Annotated in this window: 14 protein-coding genes and 13 pseudogenes; 15 read left to right on the top strand and 12 right to left on the bottom strand. The window is 37.5% G+C overall.

Features of this window, described 5'->3' with window-relative positions:
- Window positions 1-115 precede the first annotated feature (115 nt).
- Together AYJ55_RS11050 and AYJ55_RS11045 are read right to left on the bottom strand one after the other, a co-directional pair.
- Window positions 116-604, bottom strand: coding sequence for an IS630 family transposase (locus AYJ55_RS11050; RefSeq protein ID WP_063653499.1), 489 nt, complete (start codon window positions 602-604; stop codon window positions 116-118).
- On the bottom strand, window positions 573-938 hold the full coding sequence (locus tag AYJ55_RS11045) for an IS630 transposase-related protein (protein WP_063653415.1): 366 nt from the start codon (window positions 936-938) through the stop codon (window positions 573-575). The genes AYJ55_RS11050 and AYJ55_RS11045 overlap by 32 nt, the downstream gene beginning before the upstream one ends.
- Before the next feature lie 51 nt (window positions 939-989).
- On the opposite strand from AYJ55_RS11045, the gene AYJ55_RS36650 reads away from it, so the two are divergent.
- Window positions 990-1223, top strand: a complete 234-nt coding sequence (locus tag AYJ55_RS36650) for a lytic polysaccharide monooxygenase (RefSeq protein WP_187153239.1) — start codon at window positions 990-992, stop codon at window positions 1221-1223.
- Between the two features lie 371 nt (window positions 1224-1594).
- Here AYJ55_RS36650 and istB read toward each other — a convergent pair.
- From istB to AYJ55_RS33050, 6 genes and pseudogenes are all read right to left on the bottom strand, one after another.
- Window positions 1595-2335 (bottom strand): annotated as a pseudogene (gene istB / locus AYJ55_RS11040) (IS21-like element helper ATPase IstB).
- Window positions 2328-2747, bottom strand: a pseudogene (locus AYJ55_RS11035) (helicase HerA-like domain-containing protein); the annotation flags it as partial. The pseudogenes AYJ55_RS11035 and istB, both read right to left, overlap by 8 nt.
- A 174-nt stretch (window positions 2748-2921) precedes the next feature.
- Window positions 2922-3968, bottom strand: a complete 1047-nt coding sequence (locus AYJ55_RS11030; RefSeq protein ID WP_063656377.1) for a 3-deoxy-7-phosphoheptulonate synthase — start codon at window positions 3966-3968, stop codon at window positions 2922-2924.
- Between the two features lie 138 nt (window positions 3969-4106).
- Window positions 4107-4712, bottom strand: a pseudogene (locus AYJ55_RS11025) (kinase/pyrophosphorylase).
- A 106-nt stretch (window positions 4713-4818) separates the two neighbouring features.
- Window positions 4819-5307 carry an IS630 family transposase gene (locus AYJ55_RS25860; protein WP_063653499.1) on the bottom strand — a complete coding sequence of 163 codons (489 nt, stop codon included), beginning with the start codon at window positions 5305-5307 and terminating at the stop codon, window positions 4819-4821.
- Window positions 5308-5324: 17 nt separating this feature from the next.
- A pseudogene (locus tag AYJ55_RS33050) lies at window positions 5325-5642 on the bottom strand (IS630 transposase-related protein); the annotation flags it as partial.
- Between the two features lie 29 nt (window positions 5643-5671).
- Between AYJ55_RS33050 and AYJ55_RS35910 the strand changes: the two are divergent.
- Window positions 5672-5869, top strand: a pseudogene (locus AYJ55_RS35910) (IS701 family transposase); the annotation flags it as partial.
- Window positions 5870-6199: 330 nt separating this feature from the next.
- On the opposite strand, the pseudogene AYJ55_RS11015 reads toward AYJ55_RS35910, so the two are convergent.
- Window positions 6200-7071 (bottom strand): annotated as a pseudogene (locus AYJ55_RS11015) (IS982 family transposase).
- 118 nt (window positions 7072-7189) lie between these two features.
- Here AYJ55_RS11015 and AYJ55_RS30695 point away from each other — a divergent pair.
- Window positions 7190-7369, top strand: a pseudogene (locus AYJ55_RS30695) (IS701 family transposase); the annotation flags it as partial.
- Window positions 7370-7608: 239 nt separating this feature from the next.
- On the opposite strand, the pseudogene AYJ55_RS28735 reads toward AYJ55_RS30695, so the two are convergent.
- Window positions 7609-7851: pseudogene (locus AYJ55_RS28735) on the bottom strand (IS701 family transposase); the annotation flags it as partial.
- 181 nt (window positions 7852-8032) lie between these two features.
- Between AYJ55_RS28735 and AYJ55_RS11005 the strand changes: the two are divergent.
- The 5 genes and pseudogenes from AYJ55_RS11005 to AYJ55_RS10980 all read left to right on the top strand — a co-directional run bounded on the left by AYJ55_RS11005 (window position 8033) and on the right by AYJ55_RS10980 (window position 11303).
- Window positions 8033-8932, top strand: coding sequence for a transposase family protein (locus tag AYJ55_RS11005; RefSeq protein WP_063656373.1), 900 nt, complete (start codon window positions 8033-8035; stop codon window positions 8930-8932).
- A 163-nt stretch (window positions 8933-9095) separates the two neighbouring features.
- Window positions 9096-9827 (top strand): annotated as a pseudogene (locus AYJ55_RS11000) (IS91 family transposase); the annotation flags it as partial.
- Window positions 9828-9947: 120 nt separating this feature from the next.
- Window positions 9948-10441: pseudogene (locus AYJ55_RS33045) on the top strand (transposase); the annotation flags it as partial.
- 40 nt (window positions 10442-10481) lie between these two features.
- Window positions 10482-10847: an IS630 transposase-related protein gene (locus AYJ55_RS10985; RefSeq protein WP_063655504.1), complete on the top strand. Its 366-nt coding sequence runs from the start codon at window positions 10482-10484 to the stop codon at window positions 10845-10847.
- Window positions 10848-10937: 90 nt separating this feature from the next.
- Window positions 10938-11303 carry a transposase gene (locus AYJ55_RS10980; protein WP_281181110.1) on the top strand — a complete coding sequence of 122 codons (366 nt, stop codon included), beginning with the start codon at window positions 10938-10940 and terminating at the stop codon, window positions 11301-11303.
- A gap of 84 nt (window positions 11304-11387) precedes the next feature.
- On the opposite strand, the pseudogene AYJ55_RS33040 reads toward AYJ55_RS10980, so the two are convergent.
- A pseudogene (locus tag AYJ55_RS33040) lies at window positions 11388-12001 on the bottom strand (transposase); the annotation flags it as partial.
- Between the two features lie 81 nt (window positions 12002-12082).
- Between AYJ55_RS33040 and AYJ55_RS28730 the strand changes: the two are divergent.
- On the top strand, window positions 12083-12259 hold the full coding sequence (locus tag AYJ55_RS28730) for a transposase (RefSeq protein ID WP_162505479.1): 177 nt from the start codon (window positions 12083-12085) through the stop codon (window positions 12257-12259).
- A 3-nt stretch (window positions 12260-12262) separates the two neighbouring features.
- Window positions 12263-12406, top strand: a complete 144-nt coding sequence (locus AYJ55_RS30690; protein WP_187153230.1) for a hypothetical protein — start codon at window positions 12263-12265, stop codon at window positions 12404-12406.
- Between the two features lie 1091 nt (window positions 12407-13497).
- Here AYJ55_RS30690 and ydiK read toward each other — a convergent pair.
- Complete coding sequence (ydiK, locus tag AYJ55_RS10965) at window positions 13498-14607, bottom strand: AI-2E family transporter YdiK (RefSeq protein WP_063656367.1); 1110 nt, start codon at window positions 14605-14607, stop codon at window positions 13498-13500.
- 266 nt (window positions 14608-14873) lie between these two features.
- Between ydiK and AYJ55_RS25845 the strand changes: the two are divergent.
- The 5 genes and pseudogenes from AYJ55_RS25845 to AYJ55_RS10945 form a co-directional block, all read left to right on the top strand.
- Window positions 14874-16262: pseudogene (locus tag AYJ55_RS25845) on the top strand (FAD-binding oxidoreductase); the annotation flags it as partial.
- Between the two features lie 28 nt (window positions 16263-16290).
- A pseudogene (locus AYJ55_RS33035) lies at window positions 16291-16608 on the top strand (IS630 transposase-related protein); the annotation flags it as partial.
- Between the two features lie 17 nt (window positions 16609-16625).
- Window positions 16626-17114: an IS630 family transposase gene (locus AYJ55_RS25835; protein WP_063653499.1), complete on the top strand. Its 489-nt coding sequence runs from the start codon at window positions 16626-16628 to the stop codon at window positions 17112-17114.
- Window positions 17115-17376: 262 nt separating this feature from the next.
- Complete coding sequence (locus AYJ55_RS10950) at window positions 17377-17817, top strand: (Fe-S)-binding protein (protein ID WP_063656362.1); 441 nt, start codon at window positions 17377-17379, stop codon at window positions 17815-17817.
- Between the two features lie 122 nt (window positions 17818-17939).
- Window positions 17940-18275: a (Fe-S)-binding protein gene (locus tag AYJ55_RS10945; RefSeq protein WP_063656360.1), complete on the top strand. Its 336-nt coding sequence runs from the start codon at window positions 17940-17942 to the stop codon at window positions 18273-18275.
- Window positions 18276-18325 lie beyond the last annotated feature (50 nt).

Raw genomic sequence — 18325 nt, 5'->3', positions numbered from 1 at the left:
AACGCCGATTGCCAAAATAATTTTATATTAACAACCCAGTAAAAAACTTTTACTGGGTTTTTTGTTACTGAGAGTTATATTGTTATTTTAATATAGCTAGGCGACTTAATTTTGATTACAGCATATGTATTAAAAACAGGTCATCGATAGTGCATCCTGTTTCCATCTTTTTACGTTTAGCTTGAGACCATTTATGTTCTATAGGATTTAAATCTGGTGAATACACAGGCAAATATTCTATCTGGTGTCCTGCGTTTATAATTGCCTGTTCAATATTCTTACCTTTGTGAAAGCTAGCGTTGTCCATAAAAATAACAGAATTTTCAGGAAGTTCTGGGAGCAATATTTTTGTGATCCAAACATAAAAAACATCACGATTAATATTGCAATCAAATAATCCGATAGCAAAAAGGGTTGTTCCCAATAAAGCGCCAATAACATTTGTTCTTCCCTTAGCACCCCAGTTTTTCAGGCCAAAACAACGGTGACCTTTTGGGGAATAGCCGTGAGTTCGTGGAGTGTCATGTGAAAAACCACTTTCATCAATAAAAACAACAGATTTATCTTTTTTTTCATACTGTTGTCTTTTTTGCTGATGTGCCAGCCTGTCGCTTTCGTTGGTTTTTGGATGGAATAGAGTTTTTTTTATAGGTTAATCCCAGCTTTTTAAGGGATTGCCAAATAGTCTTTTTACAAACACCGAATCGCTCTGCCCGTTCCTTTTGGTAAGCATCTGGATACTGTTCCACATCTTTTGCTAAAGCATTTTTATCGAGCTTCCTCTTACGTGGCGTTGAATTTTTTGGCTCTGGTCGTTTAAGCCAACGTACTAAAGACGCTTTTCCAATACGGAATTGTTTCGCAGTTTCTCGAATTGTTAAACCTTCGGCTTTCCTTACAGATATTACTTTACGTCGAAAATCAATTGTATAACTCATAACACACCTTGTAATCAAAATTAAGTCGCCTAGCTATAAGAAAATAATTAAATATTTTATTTAAAAATTAATGCAAAAATTCAGTATGAACCGCAATCAGTTGAAGGTCGTAAAGGTTTCCCACAAAGAGGGTCAGCTGATGGCAAAATAGCCAGTGCTGGTGTGGGGGTGTTTAAACAATTAGATGAGCAAACGGCAACTCGTTGGACTAAGGTTAATGTGGTATCAGGTGAAAATATCTTTCATTGGACATTAACGGCCCCACATAGGACCACCGGCTGGTAATATTTTATTACCAAACAAAATTGGGATCCTAATGCTCCATTTGAATTAAAACCCTTTTGTTCACGATTTGATGGTGGAGCGGTACCTGCCCGAGAAGTTACCCATGAAATACCAAATACCTAAACGTACGGGTTATCAGGTCATTACTTGCCAAAGAAAAGTCGCTGATAAGATGATTAAAACTAGCGAGTTTTCATATTGGCATTAATAACTTGATAAAATGCATTGGAAGTATCACCTATAGTCAATACACCTAAAATGGTATTAATAAAAATCTTGATTTAGCTGAGGGCACTACACTTACTGCGATTTGTCAACGATCATGCAAAACTGATCCACTGTTTTACTCGGTTATTGCTTCTGAGCGCCGCTTAATCTTCTTTCAATCGATAGCTTTCACCGCTCAATTGCAGTACATGCGAATGATGAAGTAAACGATCAAGCATAGCGGCGGTTAATGTTACGTCATCAGCAAAGGCACTGGGCCATTGCCCAAAAATAAGTTACTGTCAATATAACGCTGCCATGCTCATAACGCTTGGCAATCACATTGAAAAATAGGTTTGCTTCCTCTCGCCCAAACGGTAGGTATCCAATCTCATCCATAATCAACAACTTCGGTGCCATCACCGAACGTGATAGATATTGTTTGAGCTTATTTTGTTGTTTGCAGTTGAGAGTTGCAACATCAGTTCAGCCGCTGTTGTAAAGCGGGTTTTCCTCTTGGCCTGTACTGCTTTTAATCCTAATCCAATAGCTAAATGCGTTTTGCCTACACCGCTTGGGCCAAGCAACACTACATTTTCATTACGCTCAATAAATGTTAATGCGCTTAATTCCTGTATTTGTTGCTTAGGAACGCCCGTTGCAAACTTAAAATCGAACGTACTAAGTTCTTTGTGCGTTGGGAATCCCGCCATCCGACTAAAGAGATTGCGAGTTCGTTCATTTCGTTGTTGTTGCTCACATTTTAATAGGGACAGTAAAAACTCTCCGTAGCTTTTGTCTTGGGCGATGCACTGTTCGGCAAGTGATGACCAATAAGTCGGAACAGAATTTAATTTCAATGACTCACACAGATGTTCAATTTGTTCATGCCACGAGTTTCGCATTTTTACCAACATATTGAATGGTGGAACGTAGATCTTTCATGTCCAGCAATAGTAAGCCATTGTCATCGGCAATTTTAAAAATAAGTTGTAATACACCACTTTGCACATCATTTAAATTCATTAGCCGTGATAATAGCAATGGTCCCATATCTGAGATGGTTGCCCGCACAGGGTGCCCAAGTTCTGCAAAAACATCCCAGAAAGTGACAGGGCAAGCAGCAGGGTGCCAGTCTGTTACGCCAAGCGCTCCGAGGCGTGATTGCAATTTAGGCGTTAATACACCTTTTGCACCAATACCCGAAAGATCACCTTTTACATCAGCCATAAAAACCGGTACCCCAATTTGAGAAAAACTTTCCGCCATTTTTTGTAGCGTTACAGTTTTACCTGTTCCTGTTGCACCAGTAATCAATCCATGTCAATTTGCCAGTGCAGGCAATATGGCTAATTCAGTTTCACTATTTTTAGCGATGACGAGAGATTTTTGCATCTAAAAATATCCTCTGTAGTCCGCATAATGGGTATAATTTTGTTGTCAGGCTTGATAGCAAATTTTAGTTAATTAAAAATTCTCCTTTATGATGACCTAAAATCGATGTTTTACCGCTTCAGCAAGTATAGTTAGTAATTGTTCAGTGTCCTGCCAGCCTAGGCAAGGGTCGGTAATAGACTGACCGTAGGTAAGTGGCTTGCCGGCAGTGACTTGCTGGGTACCTTCTATTAGAAAACTTTCTGCCATAATGCCGGCGATAGCCCTCGAGCCTTTTTGCAATTGTTGAGCAATGTTTTTAGCAACATCTATTTGTCGTTGATGAATTTTTTGGCAATTACCATGGCTAAAATCGATAACCAATTGTTCAGGTAATCCCAATTTGCGTAACTGACTGCAGGCTATGGCAATATCTTCAGCGCTATAATTAGGCCGTTTTCCTCCCCGCATAATAATATGGCCATAAGGGTTACCTTTCGTTTGATAAATAGTCATTTGGCCATTCTTATCAGGCGATAAAAATACATGGCTGGCACGTGCGGCACGAATAGCATCGATAGCAATATTAATATCCCCGTCGGTACCGTTTTTGAAACCAACCGGACATGACAGCGCTGATGCCATTTGTCGATGGATTTGGCTTTCAGTGGTTCTGGCACCGACGGCTCCCCAGCTAATAAGATCGGCTACATACTGACCGGTTATCATATCTAAAAATTCAGTTGCCGTCGGTAGTCCAAGTTGATTAATATTTGTTAGTAGCTCACGGGCTAAACGCAGGCCTTTGTTAACTTGGCAGGAATTGTTTAGGTCAGGATCGGAAATTAAACCTTTCCAGCCAATCACCGTACGTGGTTTTTCAAAATAGGTACGCATCACGATTTCAAGATAATCTTTATATTCGCCGCGCAATTTAGCCAGCATTTTGGCGTATTCAAGTGCCGCTTGGGTATCATGTACAGAACAGGGGCCAATGACCGCCAATAGGCGTTGATCTTGGCCAATTAAAATTGACTCAATCGATTTTCGTGACGTTGTCACATTTTCGGTAATTTCTTTGGATAGCGGAAATTCATCCACCAGCGCTTGAGGCGTAATAAGGCTATCAATAGGTTGAGTTCTTAACTCATCGGTTTTATACATATTTATCTCATATATAATTCAATATAGTCGATTTTCTGGCAAATAAACTAGCATTACCATAACTGAAAATAAACTGGATCTAATGGTTGTTTAAGATATCGTTAAAGTAATGAGCGTTTCTCAGCTAATTTTAAATTGTTAAAATATACGACGAGTTAGCCCAAATATTTCAATAATTTTGGCTGAAATCTCTTCGACAGAGTAATTAGTTGTATTTAAATAATTAATATTATGTCTTCTAAATAAAGCTTCTACCTCAGTTAATTCTATCCGACATTGATGCAAAGAAGCATAATGACTTTTTTCATAGCGCTCTTCACGAATAGCCGCTAGACGCTCAGGGCTAATTGTTAGACCAAAAAGTTTATTTATATAAGGTTTTAATGCAAGTGGTAATTGTAAATTATCCATATCGTCTGCGGTGAAAGGATAATTGGCAGCCTGGATGGCAAATTACATCGCTAAATAAAGGCTGGTGGGTGTTTTACCACAGCGCGAAACCCCAGGTAAAATAACCTGAGCCTGATCGAGATTTTTTAGTGATATACCATCATCGTGCTCTAATGTATATTCAATCGCCGCAATTCTAGCATCATATTGATTTAGATTAGATAGTCCATGCGTACGGTTGAGCTTTGGTTCGGGTTTCAAGCCGATCTCTTGCTGGATCGGATCAATCACGAGTTTCGCAAGCTCCGAAAAAGAAGTATAAAGTTCAAAACAAGAAAAAACTAGGATGTTTATATTTTGTCCGGTTATCCATGCATTAAAAATATCTATAAAACATTCTTACAAGTAAGCAGTGTGAGATACTCTGGTTTGGCGTTATAGCTAGGCGACTTAATTTTGATTACAGCATATGTATTAAAAACAGGTCATCGATAGTGCATCCTGTTTCCATCTTTTTACGTTTAGCTTGAGACCATTTATGTTCTATAGGATTTAAATCTGGTGAATACACAGGCAAATATTCTATCTGGTGTCCTGCGTTTATAATTGCCTGTTCAATATTCTTACCTTTGTGAAAGCTAGCGTTGTCCATAAAAATAACAGAATTTTCAGGAAGTTCTGGGAGCAATATTTTTGTGATCCAAACATAAAAAACATCACGGTTAATATTGCAATCAAATAATCCGATAGCAAAAAGGGTTGTTCCCAATAAAGCGCCAATAACATTTGTTCTTCCCTTAGCACCCCAGTTTTTCAGGCCAAAACAACGGTGACCTTTTGGGGAATAGCCGTGAGTTCGTGGAGTGTCATGTGAAAAACCACTTTCATCAATAAAAACAACAGATTTATCTTTTTTTTCATACTGTTGTCTTTTTTGCTGATGTGCCAGCCTGTCGCTTTCGTTGGTTTTTGGATGGAATAGAGTTTTTTTTTATAGGTTAATCCCAGCTTTTTAAGGGATTGCCAAATAGTCTTTTTACAAACACCGAATCGCTCTGCCCGTTCCTTTTGGTAAGCATCTGGATACTGTTCCACATCTTTTGCTAAAGCATTTTTATCGAGCTTCCTCTTACGTGGCGTTGAATTTTTTGGCTCTGGTCGTTTAAGCCAACGTACTAAAGACGCTTTTCCAATACGGAATTGTTTCGCAGTTTCTCGAATTGTTAAACCTTCGGCTTTCCTTACAGATATTACTTTACGTCGAAAATCAATTGTATAACTCATAACACACCTTGTAATCAAAATTAAGTCGCCTAGCTATATCAGAAGTAAGCCCATCACCTTTGTCTCATGACACTATTAGTCGATGGCTAAAAAGCAGGTGTTTTCGACCTAAAGACCTGTGGTGATTAGTTGAAACATCTATAGACAAAAAAAGCCCTTGTGTACTAATAGCTGACGATACACTAATTGCCAAAATACGTAGTAAAAAAATAGAGATGGTTCATTATCACACGAATTTCGCACCAATAAAAAAACGCTCTATTTTTAAGTTTAATTCAGCATAATATATAAATAGAAAAAACCTTATAAATTAAAAGCAACTTATTGTAATTTAAACAAATTTATACGTTTTAGTAACTTGCAAATTAACCATTGCTTTTAAGCCATTTCTGGAATTTTATATGCCTGTGCGAAACTCGTGTATCAGTATTCAGGTAACGAACATGATGTTATTGCTGGCATAGTTTAGTTAATTTACTTTGGCATAATCTAACAACTGTTGAATCAATTCCTATTGATTATCGTATTTAACCTGAGTTCGGGATAAGCATTATCAATTATGCTTGAAGATATGTTCCTGCCACAGGTATCTTTGGTTTAGATGGAATTAAACAATATGCAACCCGCCCTGCTAATAAATTCACTACAAAGTTAGCAGGAGAGCGGTGCCGCGTATGCGCTATCTGACAAAGATTTTTAACTCATCAAATACCGTTTCAATGACAGAACGATGACGCAAGATGGCTTTGTCGAAACAAGTCTGTTCAATAGGCTTCATTTTCTTCTTGATATTCGTTATAAGGTTAATTCCCATTGTTTTCAGTTGCTGTTTCAGTGAAGCCGATAAATACCCTTTATCCGCATACAAACAACCAGAAAGATCTTTTATCAGCTCAGGTAATGGTTTCCGATCATCTGTGTTTCCTGGTGTAAGTCGAAAACTGAGTATTTCCCCCAAATGATTGATAATTACATGAAGTTTGAAACCAAAGAACCAACCTGTTGAGGTTTTTCCTCGTTCAGCTATCCCATCGAAGACTCTATGCCGGCGGATCCGTAAGTTATCACACACAGCTATCGGAGTAGAATCGGCAACCGACAGACCTGTGCACTTTCCCTTAATTGACTCAAAAAGTGCCGTTAAAGCTAAGGCACTGCGCGGAAGTAACTCTACGCAGCGTGAATATGATGGCAAGTTAGGAAATTCCTTCCTGAGATATAAACGGACATAATAGAGATAAAATACCTTGAATTGTCTGAATCGGAGTTGATGAAACAAAACAACCAGTGTCATCATTTCAGCCAATGAAAGCTGAGTAGACCGTCTACGACGCTTACTACCGTTATTCAGCAAAATTTCATGCATTTTTGGCTCCAAGTCTTTACAAAAATCATCCATCAGGCAATAAAGTTCAGTAAGATTTTCCATCATTGTTTAACAATGCTCTACGCTTTAACCAGATTGTTAGAGTATTTTAACGAAATATGCGCATTCAACTATTTGAATAGCAAGACTTTCACTTTATTTCTTATTCCGAACTCAGGTTATTTATGATAAAGATTCGGATGGAAAAACAAAAAATACGCATTTTTCCGAAATGCTCGCACTTGCTAAAAAAAGAGGGATCAAGCCTGAAGCGGTAGCGATGGATGCTTGGTATTCTAGCCTGGATAATCTGAAATTAATTCGCTCTCATGGTTGGGTTTGGGTAACTACTCTGACACGAGTTTCGCACAGACATATAAAATTCCAGAAATGGCTTAAAAGTAATGGTTAATTTGCAAGTTACTAAAACGTATAAATTTATTTAAATTACAATAAGTTGCTTTTAATTTATAAGGTTTTTTCTATTTATATATTATGCTGAATTAAACTTAAAAATAGGGCGTTTTTTTATTGGTGCGAAACTCGTGCTTGTTTTGAACTTTATACTACTTTTTTGGAGATTGCGAAACTCGTGACTCTACGTGTTTTGGCAATCAATGTATCATCGGCAATTAGTACGCAAGGGCTTTTTTTGTCTATAGAAGGTTGAACTAATCGCCATAGGTCTTTAGGTCGAAAACATCTACTTTTTAGCCATCGACTAATAGTGTCATGAGATAAAAGCGATGGGCTTACTTCTGATAACGCCAAACCAGAGTATCTTACACTGCTTACTTGTAAGAATGTTTTATAGATATTTTTAATGCATGGATAACCGGACAAAATATAAACATCCTAATTTTTTCTTGTTTTCAAGATGGTCGCCTATGGCGACGACTTGTCATTGCTTGTTAATACTGGTATAACCCGATAGCTATTAAAATAGTTGCTGAATAGAGAGTTGCATTTTTTGTCACGCTATAGACAATAAAAAGAGGTTTAACTTAGAAAATAACGGTTTGAAATGATCAACAAAGAGCGGTTGTTACGAGATAATCGTTTATGTAAAGCAATCATTGGATTATCAGTCGAAGAATTGAAAAATTTAGCCGCTGAATTTTCAGCTTGTTATTTGATTTATCGGAAAAAGAATCGAAAAGATCACGAGCGGCAGATGGGTGCAGGGCAGAAAGGATTTATCCCAACCCCATTAGATAAACTGCTTTTTATTTTATTGTATTTAAAATGTTATCCGACCTATGATTTGCAAGGACTTCTTTTTGGTTTAGATAGAACACGGGTATGTCGCTGGGTAAAAATATTATTGCCGGTTTTAGAGATGACCTTGGGGCGAGAATGTGTTTTGCCCGCTCGTCAAATTCGCTCTGCTGAGGAATTTTTTCGCGCCTTTCCTGGAGTTAAAGACGTCTTTATTGATGGGACAGAGCGACCTGTCCAAAAGCCTAAGAATCTGCGTCGGCGAAAAAAAATGTATTCGGGAAAGAAAAGACAGACCACTCGAAAAGGGCTTATTATGACTGACGAAACGAGGAAAATTGGATTTATCCCCATGATCAAAAATGGGCGCCGTCACGATAAACGCTTACTCGATAAAGTCGATATAATTCGCCATATTCCCCCTGAGGTAACCATCTGGGTCGATACCGGTTTTCAAGGTATAGATAAACAGCATCCTAATACACAAATCCCAAAAAAAGGAACTCGAAAAAGACCTTTATCGCCTGAACAAAAACAAGAAAATAAAATAATCTCGGGCATCCGTATTACGGTTGAACACGCCATCGCGGGTATCAAGCGCCTCGGTTGTATGACCCAAATTTTACGGAATCGTAGACCCTTTATTGATGATACCTTTTTACTCCTTAGTGCCGGTCTTTGGAATTTCCATCTCAGAACAGCCTAAAATTTACTTCAATCACCGAAAATACCCTTATTTCACTATTAAGCAACACGCTTATTGTCTCAATCTTTTGATCCCTTTTATGTCACCGCGTTTTAGTCATGTTTTTCAATTTGGTCAACGCTGACTCAATTGGCTTAATCGCCAACCCCCCGATAGTGTCCGCACTATTGTGATGGAAACCATGGTAAAGATTATGGCTTGCGGCGCTTCGCTTATGGGGTGGTCAATTTGGCGCTGTCCTGACCCTCAATGTAATTCTGAGAAACGGGTTAAATTTACCTGCAAAAGTCGAAGCTGCCCACATTGTGGCGTCAAAGCTTGCCTACAAAGGATTAACAATACGCTAGCTTGGTTACCCGAAGTTCCTTGGCAGCAAATCACTTTTACCATGCCTTGTGAATATTGGCCTATTATTCGCGCCAACCGTTGGCTTCTCGGTAAAATGAATCGATTAGCCGCTGATGTGATATTAACCATCTGCCGTGACCTCAATATCACCACGGGCGTTTTCACTGCCATCCATACCTGGGGACGAGACCAAAAATGGCATCCGCATATTCATTTTTCAACCACAGCCGGCGGGGTGACTAAAAAGAATACCTGGCGGGATATCAGCTTTTATCGCGAAAACATTATGACAATGTGGCGATATCGGATAACGGCATTATTGAGAAAACATTATTACACGCTCACCATTCCCGATGAGCTTAAAGCTGAAGGAAGAAGTAAAGCATCATGGAATCAATTACTTAACACTCACGACAAGCGCGGGTGGAATATTAATCTTTCTGATATTCTTTCCAATATTACCCATGTCACCCTTTATCTCGGATTTTATCTAAAGAAATCCCCCTGCCTTGCTCAGTCGCTTAAAACATTATTCCGGCGAAGATAATAACATCACGTTACGCTATAAGAGCCACCGCACGAAAAAACAGGAAGTGTAGTGGCATACTAAATTTGGCCACCTAAGTTGAGGTGATATGCTTACCTCATAATTTTTATAGGTGCCGAAATGAGTAAAATAATTACTGCTGAATTTAAATGTGAAACCGCCAAATTAGTCCTTGACCAAAATTACACCTACCAGGAAGCCGCGAAAGGCATGAACGTCAGTCTTTCAGCGATTAGCCGGTGGGTAAGAGCCCTTCGTTTAGAACGTCAAGGGAAAACATCGCCTGGTCTGCCATTAACACCTGAACAAATTGAGTTCAGAGAAATGAAGAAAAAAATCCACCGGCTGGAAATGGAGAATGACATCTTAAAAAAGGCTACTGCGCTCTTAATGTCCGACTCACTGAAAAATTTTCGGTAGTTGAAAAGCTAAGAGTGCTTTATCCGGTGAAAACTTTGTGTCGTATTTTTAATGTTCACCGAAGCAGTTATCGCTATTGGTGTCGGCCTAAGGAGCCAGATATTGAGCGGACGATAAAACGTAGCCTAGTCAGCGAAGCGTGGAACGTTAGTGGCGGCTCTGCTGGCGCAAGGACTATCGCCACGATGGTTACCAATATAGCTAGGCGACTTAATTTTGATTACAAGGTGTGTTATGAGTTATATAATTGATTTTCGACGTAAAGTAATATCTGTAAGGAAAGCCGAAGGTTTAACAATTCGAGAAACTGCGAAACAATTCCGTATTGGAAAAGCGTCTTTAGTACGTTGGCTTAAACGACCAGAGCCAAAAAATTCAACGCCACGTAAGAGGAAGCTCGATAAAAATGCTTTAGCAAAAGATGTGGAACAGTATCCAGATGCTTACCAAAAGGAACGGGCAGAGCGATTCGGTGTTTGTAAAAAGACTATTTGGCAATCCCTTAAAAAGCTGGGATTAACCTATAAAAAAAACTCTATTCCATCCAAAAACCAACGAAAGCGACAGGCTGGCACATCAGCAAAAAAGACAACAGTATGAAAAAAAAGATAAATCTGTTGTTTTTATTGATGAAAGTGGTTTTTCACATGACACTCCACGAACTCACGGCTATTCCCCAAAAGGTCACCGTTGTTTTGGCCTGAAAAACTGGGTGCTAAGGGAAGAACAAATGTTATTGGCGCTTTATTGGGAACAACCCTTTTTGCTATCGGATTATTTGATTGCAATATTAATCGTGATGTTTTTTATGTTTGGATCACAAAAATATTGCTCCCAGAACTTCCTGAAAATTCTGTTATTTTTATGGACAACGCTAGCTTTCACAAAGGTAAGAATATTGAACAGGCAATTATAAACGCAGGACACCAGATAGAATATTTGCCTGTGTATTCACCAGATTTAAATCCTATAGAACATAAATGGTCTCAAGCTAAACGTAAAAAGATGGAAACAGGATGCACTATCGATGACCTGTTTTTAATACATATGCTGTAATCAAAATTAAGTCGCCTAGCTATATAACGGTGGATTAACGCCAAACGAATCAGAGCGACTGTTCCGTGAACAGTCAGGTAGGGTGGCCAATTTTAGTTGACCACTACAGTTGTATTTATGTTTTCGCTCTTGGCAACTGACGATGATTAATTCTTTCATCAACTTACCCGCTAACCACCGCCCAAGTTTCACGTTGTGTGTATTGGTAACCATCGTGGCGATAGTCCTTGCGCCAGCAGAGCCGCCACTAACGTTCCACGCTTCGCTGACTAGGCTACGTTTTATCGTCCGCTCAATATCTGGCTCCTTAGGCCGACACCAATAGCGATAACTGCTTCGGTGAACATTAAAAATACGACACAAAGTTTTCACCGGATAAAGCACTCTTAGCTTTTCAACTACCGAAAATTTTTCAGTGAGTCGGACATTAAGAGCGCAGTAGCCTTTTTTAAGATGTCATTCTCCATTTCCAGCCGGTGGATTTTTTTCTTCATTTCTCTGAACTCAATTTGTTCAGGTGTTAATGGCAGACCAGGCGATGTTTTCCCTTGACGTTCTAAACGAAGGGCTCTTACCCACCGGCTAATCGCTGAAAGACTGACGTTCATGCCTTTCGCGGCTTCCTGGTAGGTGTAATTTTGGTCAAGGACTAATTTGGCGGTTTCACATTTAAATTCAGCAGTAATTATTTTACTCATTTCGGCACCTATAAAAATTATGAGGTAAGCATATCACCTCAACTTAGGTGGCCAAATTTAGTATGCCACTACAGACTAGTCATGACATCCGATGAATTTATTACCCTGTTTGCGTCTCATGTGCCAGAAAAATGGTTTCACATGATCCGCTATTACGGCTTTTTAAGTCCATCAGCACGGATGCGAAAAATGTTAACGGAGGTTGTTTATCCTTTAGCCCAGCAAGATAAAAAACCCGCTAAAAAAATCACCTGGTGAAACATGTATCAACACGTCTTTAAAGTCGATCCACTTGCTTGTCTCTTATGTGGGAAAAAATTACTTTTCGCAGGAATGAATTTTGGATTGAATCGTAAAGAACTTATGGCACGTCACCATGATCTGGCTTGTTTGCGGTGGCGATAAAAACTCACGACAGGGTAGATCTATCCTTTTGTTCAAAATTGATTAATAATTGATCGGTTTTTAACCATCTATTCCGTTTCTTAATCTCAACCTTCAACATAATTTTGGCAAAATTTAGAAGAAAATAAAAAGGATTTCATCATGGCGCAGGTCAATGAGTAACCATTTCGGGTATTAATTTCTTATACATGAACTTTATACTTCTTTTTCGGAGCTTGCGAAACTCGTGTATATAATAAAATGTTATTATTTTAAATAATAGATTTTATTTGTTTATATTATAGTCAGCATATATCATTTAAAACTTTTATTTGATTTTCATGGTTTTCTATTCACTTATTTATTGTTAACTTTAGGTTATTTTTTCTATTTTATTTATATTCAGTGACGTTAAAAAAATAACATAGTTGAAATTTGTAAATTATATGTTTAATTATAGCTGGATGGATGACAGACCAGATTATGATATAGAATAAGGTTTATTTACTGTTATATAATAGAAATCAAATAATAATATATGGTATTAGATAATCAATTGAGTGGTAAATGAATAACAGGTAAAGTTTATGCATGTTATTATTATTAATCAATATTTGTCAGGCTTAATTAAAAATATGAATATTTGTAGGTAAGTATCTTATTTTATAGCAGATGCGATTTAGACTTTATAAATAAAAGTTAATAATATCATTATAAATCAATTATCATTAATATTACTATTCGCAATAGAAAAAAAAAGCCTATCATGGGCTGACAGGCAAAGACTACACACAGCAATATTCTGTAGGTTTCATGATTTTTTATTGCATAATAATGCCAAGAATATTGAAACCAATAATTTATAAAGAGGTTAATCTATAAGCATTATATTAAGATAATTCTAAGGTTTTATCACTAAGAATTATCTTAATGTAAATTTCACTTTCTAGTATAACTATATAAGATTATTATTTAATCATACTAATGTTAAAATTAATGAAATTTAATTCTACGGTATTATTTGGTATTTTGGAAAATTTTTAGCGCAACAAATTTCAAATAATTTAAGTATAATGATTAACAAGAATATTAATTAAGTCAATCATTTTAATTTAAGGATCTTTCTTATATAAATTAGATTTGGTTAAATTATTTGATAACTTAGCTGGTTTCGAAACCTCATTCATCCAGGTGGTTAGTAAATTATGTGAGACAGCTAAAACGACTGGACCAATAAAAAGACCAATTACGCCAAATGATAAAATTCCACCAATAACGCCAATCAAAATAAGTATCATCGATAAATTCGCCCCCATCCTTATTAAAATAGGACGTAGTACGCCATCCATTGTTGCGACAATTATGCTCCATACAATCATAATAATGGCCCAGCTGGTATTGTCTGACCAGAATAACCATACTATGGAGGGTACCATAATCAATAATGGTCCAAGTTGGGCAACACAACATACAAAGATAAGAATTGTTAATATTGCAGCATAAGGAATATCTGCTAAAGCTAAACCAATACCACTTGTAATCGCTTGTATTAATGCGGTAACTACTACACCTAATGCAACAGCGCGAATTGATTGGCCCGCAAGTAGGATCGCGGTATCGCCTCGTGTACCGGCCAGGCGAATGGCAAAATGCCGAATACTTAATATAACGCTTTCTCCCTTCAAGTAGAGTAATGCACTAAATAGTAACATTACGACAAGATGAAACACGAAACGCCCGGCATTAATGGCTTGCGCTAAGAACCAGCTGGTTGCTTCTCCAACATACGGTTGTAGTTTAGCAATTAATGTATTACCGCCATTAGCGACCAATGTATGCCAACCATAAAAGAGTTTATTACCTATAAAGGGTAGGTTTTTTAACCACAATAGCTCGGGTAATCTAATTTCAGTTGGTGATTTTGCCCATTCAATCAGTGGGCCACTATTTTGAATAATGCTACCAATTAGTATTGCAAAAGGAATAACAAATAATAATATTACTAATAGAGTCATCGCTATGCTTGCTAGCCATTTTTTATGCCATAGTTTGCTTTCAATTTTTTTAAATAATGGCCAGGTTGCAATAACCACCATGCCTGCCCAGAGAAAACCAAGTATGAATGGTTTCAATACCCAAAAACATGCAGCTATCATCAATAAAATAGCAATTATGCTAAAAATGAATTTGGGTAGATCATTAGGGGATTGCGCTTTTTCCATATATTAGCCTGATTATAAAGAATGATGGGTGCATATTATCAATTGTCTATTACATGATTAATCATGTTTTTTGTATCTAATAAAAGTAGGGTGATGATGGAAATTGTATTGTTTACAAAATGTTAATTGCCAAATTTTGTCTGGTATGTATTATCAATCAAAGATAGTACATAAATTGCAAAGTGAACACTAATTAAAAAGAGTTACTAGTATAATGATTCCACGTATAGGACGCGCTCATCAAATCAGTCAGTAGATAACAACCTATCTTAACTACATTAAAAGACGGAGGTTTTAGCTGAGATTTAACCACCAGTTATGCTGAACGTTTATCAATGGCAACAGATAATAGTATTTATCAACTTACACCTCAAGCTGTTGTCTATCCACGTTCGACTAGCGATGTTCAATTGTTGGCGAAACTTGCCATTGATAAACAATTTCAGTCATTAACCTTTACACCCAGAGGTGGCGGGACAGGGCACCAATGGCCAGGTTTTGACTGAAGGCATTGTGGTTGATATGTCGCGCTATATGCAAAAAATTTTGCAAATTAATGTGGCAGAAAAATGGGTTAGAGTCTAAGCTGGTGTGATAAAAGATCAACTTAACCAATTTTTGGCACCTTAATGGTTATTTTTTTTCACCTGAATTATCAACCAGTAACCGAGCCACTTTGGGTGGAATGATCAATACTGATGCATCAGGTCAAGGCTCATTAGTTTATGGTAAAATATCGGATCATGTACTAAGTGTTAAAGCTATTTTACTTGGTGGAGAGGTATTAGAAACCTATCCGATGACAGTTGAGTTGGCGGAGCGTTTTTCACAGCAGCAATAAACTATTGGTCGCATATATCGCACCGTTTATCACCATTGTCGTCAGCAGCGACAGCTAATTTTGGCTAAATTTCCGCGATTAAATAGATTTTAACCGGTTATGATTTGCGACACGTGTTTGACGATACTATGACGCAATTTGGTTTAACCCGAATTTTAACCGGCTCTGAAGGGACGCTGGCTTTCATTACCGAAGCTAAGCTAAATATTACCCCATTACTTAAAGTAAGACGATTAGTTAATATAAAGTATGACTCATTTGATTCAGCGTTACGTAATGCATCAGTTATGGTGGCAGCCAAAGCATTATCAGTGGAAACGGTTGATACTAAAATCCTCTCTTTAGCGCGTGATGATATTATCTGGCATTCAGTGAGTAAATTAATTAACGATGTTGATGACAAAAAATTATCAACATTAAATATTGTTGAATTTAGTGGGGATAGTGAAGAAAAAATTAATCAACAATTAACCCGCTTATGTTCACAATTGGATAAGTTAATCCAAGCCGGTAATTCGGGGATCCTTGATTATCATATATGCTATCAATTAGCAGATATTGAAAATATCTATACGATGAGAAAAAAAGCAGTTGGCCTGTTGGCTAATACTAAAGGATTAGCAAAACCGATACCGTTCGTAGAGGATACTTGCGTGCCACCGGAGCATTTAGCCGATTACATTGCTGAATTTCGTGCGTTGCTTGACCGCAATAATTTAGCTTATGGCAGTTTGGGCATGTTGATGCAGGGGTATTACATGTTCGCCCGGTGATGGATATGTGTGATCCTCAACAAAGAAGTATTATAGCTAGGCGACTTAATTTTGATCACAAGGTGTGTTATGAGTTATACAATTGATTTTCGACGTAAAGTAATATCTGTAAGGAAAGCCGAAGGTTTAACAATTCGAGAAACTGCGAAACAATTCCGTATTGGAAAAGCGTCTTTAGTACGTTGGCTTAAACGACCAGAGCCAAAAAATTCAACGCCACGTAAGAGGAAGCTCGATAAAAATGCTTTAGCAAAAGATGTGGAACAGTATCCAGATGCTTACCAAAAGGAACGGGCAGAGCGATTCGGTGTTTGTAAAAAGACTATTTGGCAATCCCTTAAAAAGCTGGGATTAACCTATAAAAAAAAACTCTATTCCATCCAAAAACCAACGAAAGCGACAGGCTGGCACATCAGCAAAAAAGACAACAGTATGAAAAAAAAGATAAATCTGTTGTTTTTATTGATGAAAGTGGTTTTTCACATGACACTCCACGAACTCACGGCTATTCCCCAAAAGGTCACCGTTGTTTTGGCCTGAAAAACTGGGGTGCTAAGGGAAGAACAAATGTTATTGGCGCTTTATTGGGAACAACCCTTTTTGCTATCGGATTATTTGATTGCAATATTAATCGTGATGTTTTTTATGTTTGGATCACAAAAATATTGCTCCCAGAACTTCCTGAAAATTCTGTTATTTTTATGGACAACGCTAGCTTTCACAAAGGTAAGAATATTGAACAGGCAATTATAAACGCAGGACACCAGATAGAATATTTGCCTGTGTATTCACCAGATTTAAATCCTATAGAACATAAATGGTCTCAAGCTAAACGTAAAAAGATGGAAACAGGATGCACTATCGATGACCTGTTTTTAATACATATGCTGTAATCAAAATTAAGTCGCCTAGCTATAATAGTCCAATGTGTCCTTCAATGAAAATTTCCCAGCAACGAATTCATTCGCCAAAAGGCCGAGTAACGTTAATGCGAGAATGGGTAAGATTACAGGTTAAGCAAGGCGTAAACTTAGCGTTATTTGCAGAAATATTAATAGTTATAAACTCTCTTGGCCGCAAAAAATAACACGCCTATACCATACCTTGCGAGCTAAGAGTGGACAGTATGATTTTTCCCATGAAGTAAAAGAGGCGATGGCGGGTTGTTTAGCCTGTAAAGCGTGTTCAACCCAATGCCCGGTTAAAATTGATGTTCCCTTGTTTAGGGCGAAATTTTTAGCCTTCTATTATAGTCGTTATTTGCGACCAATTAGTGACTATGTGGTTGCCAATATTGAATTAACTTTGCCGCTCATGGCAAAACAGCCACGCTGGTTTAATTTTATGTTACGGCAAGGGTGGATACAAACACTAGGTCACAAGGTGATTGGACTAACGGATTTTCCTCAACTGTATATATCCAGTTTACAACAACAATTAGCTGGTCATGCAGCATTGTCTCTGTCATTGCCACAATTAGAAAGCTTACCTGAAGAGACTCGCAGCCAATTTGTTTTTGTCGTCCAAGATCCATTTACTACACGAGTTTCGCACAGGCATATAAAATTCCAGAAATGGCTTAAAAGCAATGGTTAATTTGCAAGTTACTAAAACGTGTAAATTTGTTTAAATTACAATAAGTTGCTTTTAATTTATAAGATTTTGTCTATTTATATATTATGCTGAATTAAACTTAAAAATAGAGCGTTTTTTTATTGGTGCGAAACTCGTGTACTAGTTATTATGATGCGAAGGTAGTTGCAGATTTTATCTATTTAATTGAAATATTAGGTTATCGGCCTATATTGTTGCCATTTTCTGCTAATGGAAAAGCGTTGCATATTAAAGGATATTTAACCCGTTTTGCCAAAACAGCGCAAAAAACAGCGGATTTTCTTAACCGTTTAGCGCAATTATCAATTCCTATGGTCGGTATTGATCCAGCTTTAGTGCTCTGTTATCGCGATGAATATAGCCAGATCCTCGGTAATAAACGGGGTAAATTCGAAGTTAAACACGATTTTCGCACCAATAAAAAAACGCTCTATTTTTAAGTTTAATTCAGCATAATATATAAATAGACAAAATCTTATAAATTAAAAGC

Origin of the sequence: Candidatus Arsenophonus triatominarum, assembly GCF_001640365.1 — a bacterium.
Classification (GTDB): domain Bacteria; phylum Pseudomonadota; class Gammaproteobacteria; order Enterobacterales; family Enterobacteriaceae; genus Arsenophonus; species Arsenophonus triatominarum.
The sequence above is the reverse complement of the archived record's forward strand: the minus strand, read 5'-3'. Positions and strand labels throughout refer to the sequence as shown.

Bases quoted from the DNA above. Each gene is read 5' to 3' on its own strand.
- AYJ55_RS11045 (WP_063653415.1), bottom strand. From the start codon at position 938: ATGAGTTATACAATTGATTTTCGACGTAAAGTAATATCTGTAAGGAAA.
- AYJ55_RS28730 (WP_162505479.1), top strand. From the start codon at position 12,083: ATGACATCCGATGAATTTATTACCCTGTTTGCGTCTCATGTGCCAGAA.
- AYJ55_RS30690 (WP_187153230.1), top strand. From the start codon at position 12,263: ATGTATCAACACGTCTTTAAAGTCGATCCACTTGCTTGTCTCTTATGT.
- ydiK (WP_063656367.1), bottom strand. From the start codon at position 14,607: ATGGAAAAAGCGCAATCCCCTAATGATCTACCCAAATTCATTTTTAGC.
- AYJ55_RS11005 (WP_063656373.1), top strand. From the start codon at position 8,033: ATGATCAACAAAGAGCGGTTGTTACGAGATAATCGTTTATGTAAAGCA.
- AYJ55_RS11030 (WP_063656377.1), bottom strand. From the start codon at position 3,968: ATGTATAAAACCGATGAGTTAAGAACTCAACCTATTGATAGCCTTATT.
- AYJ55_RS10985 (WP_063655504.1), top strand. From the start codon at position 10,482: ATGAGTTATATAATTGATTTTCGACGTAAAGTAATATCTGTAAGGAAA.
- AYJ55_RS10950 (WP_063656362.1), top strand. From the start codon at position 17,377: ATGGCGGGTTGTTTAGCCTGTAAAGCGTGTTCAACCCAATGCCCGGTT.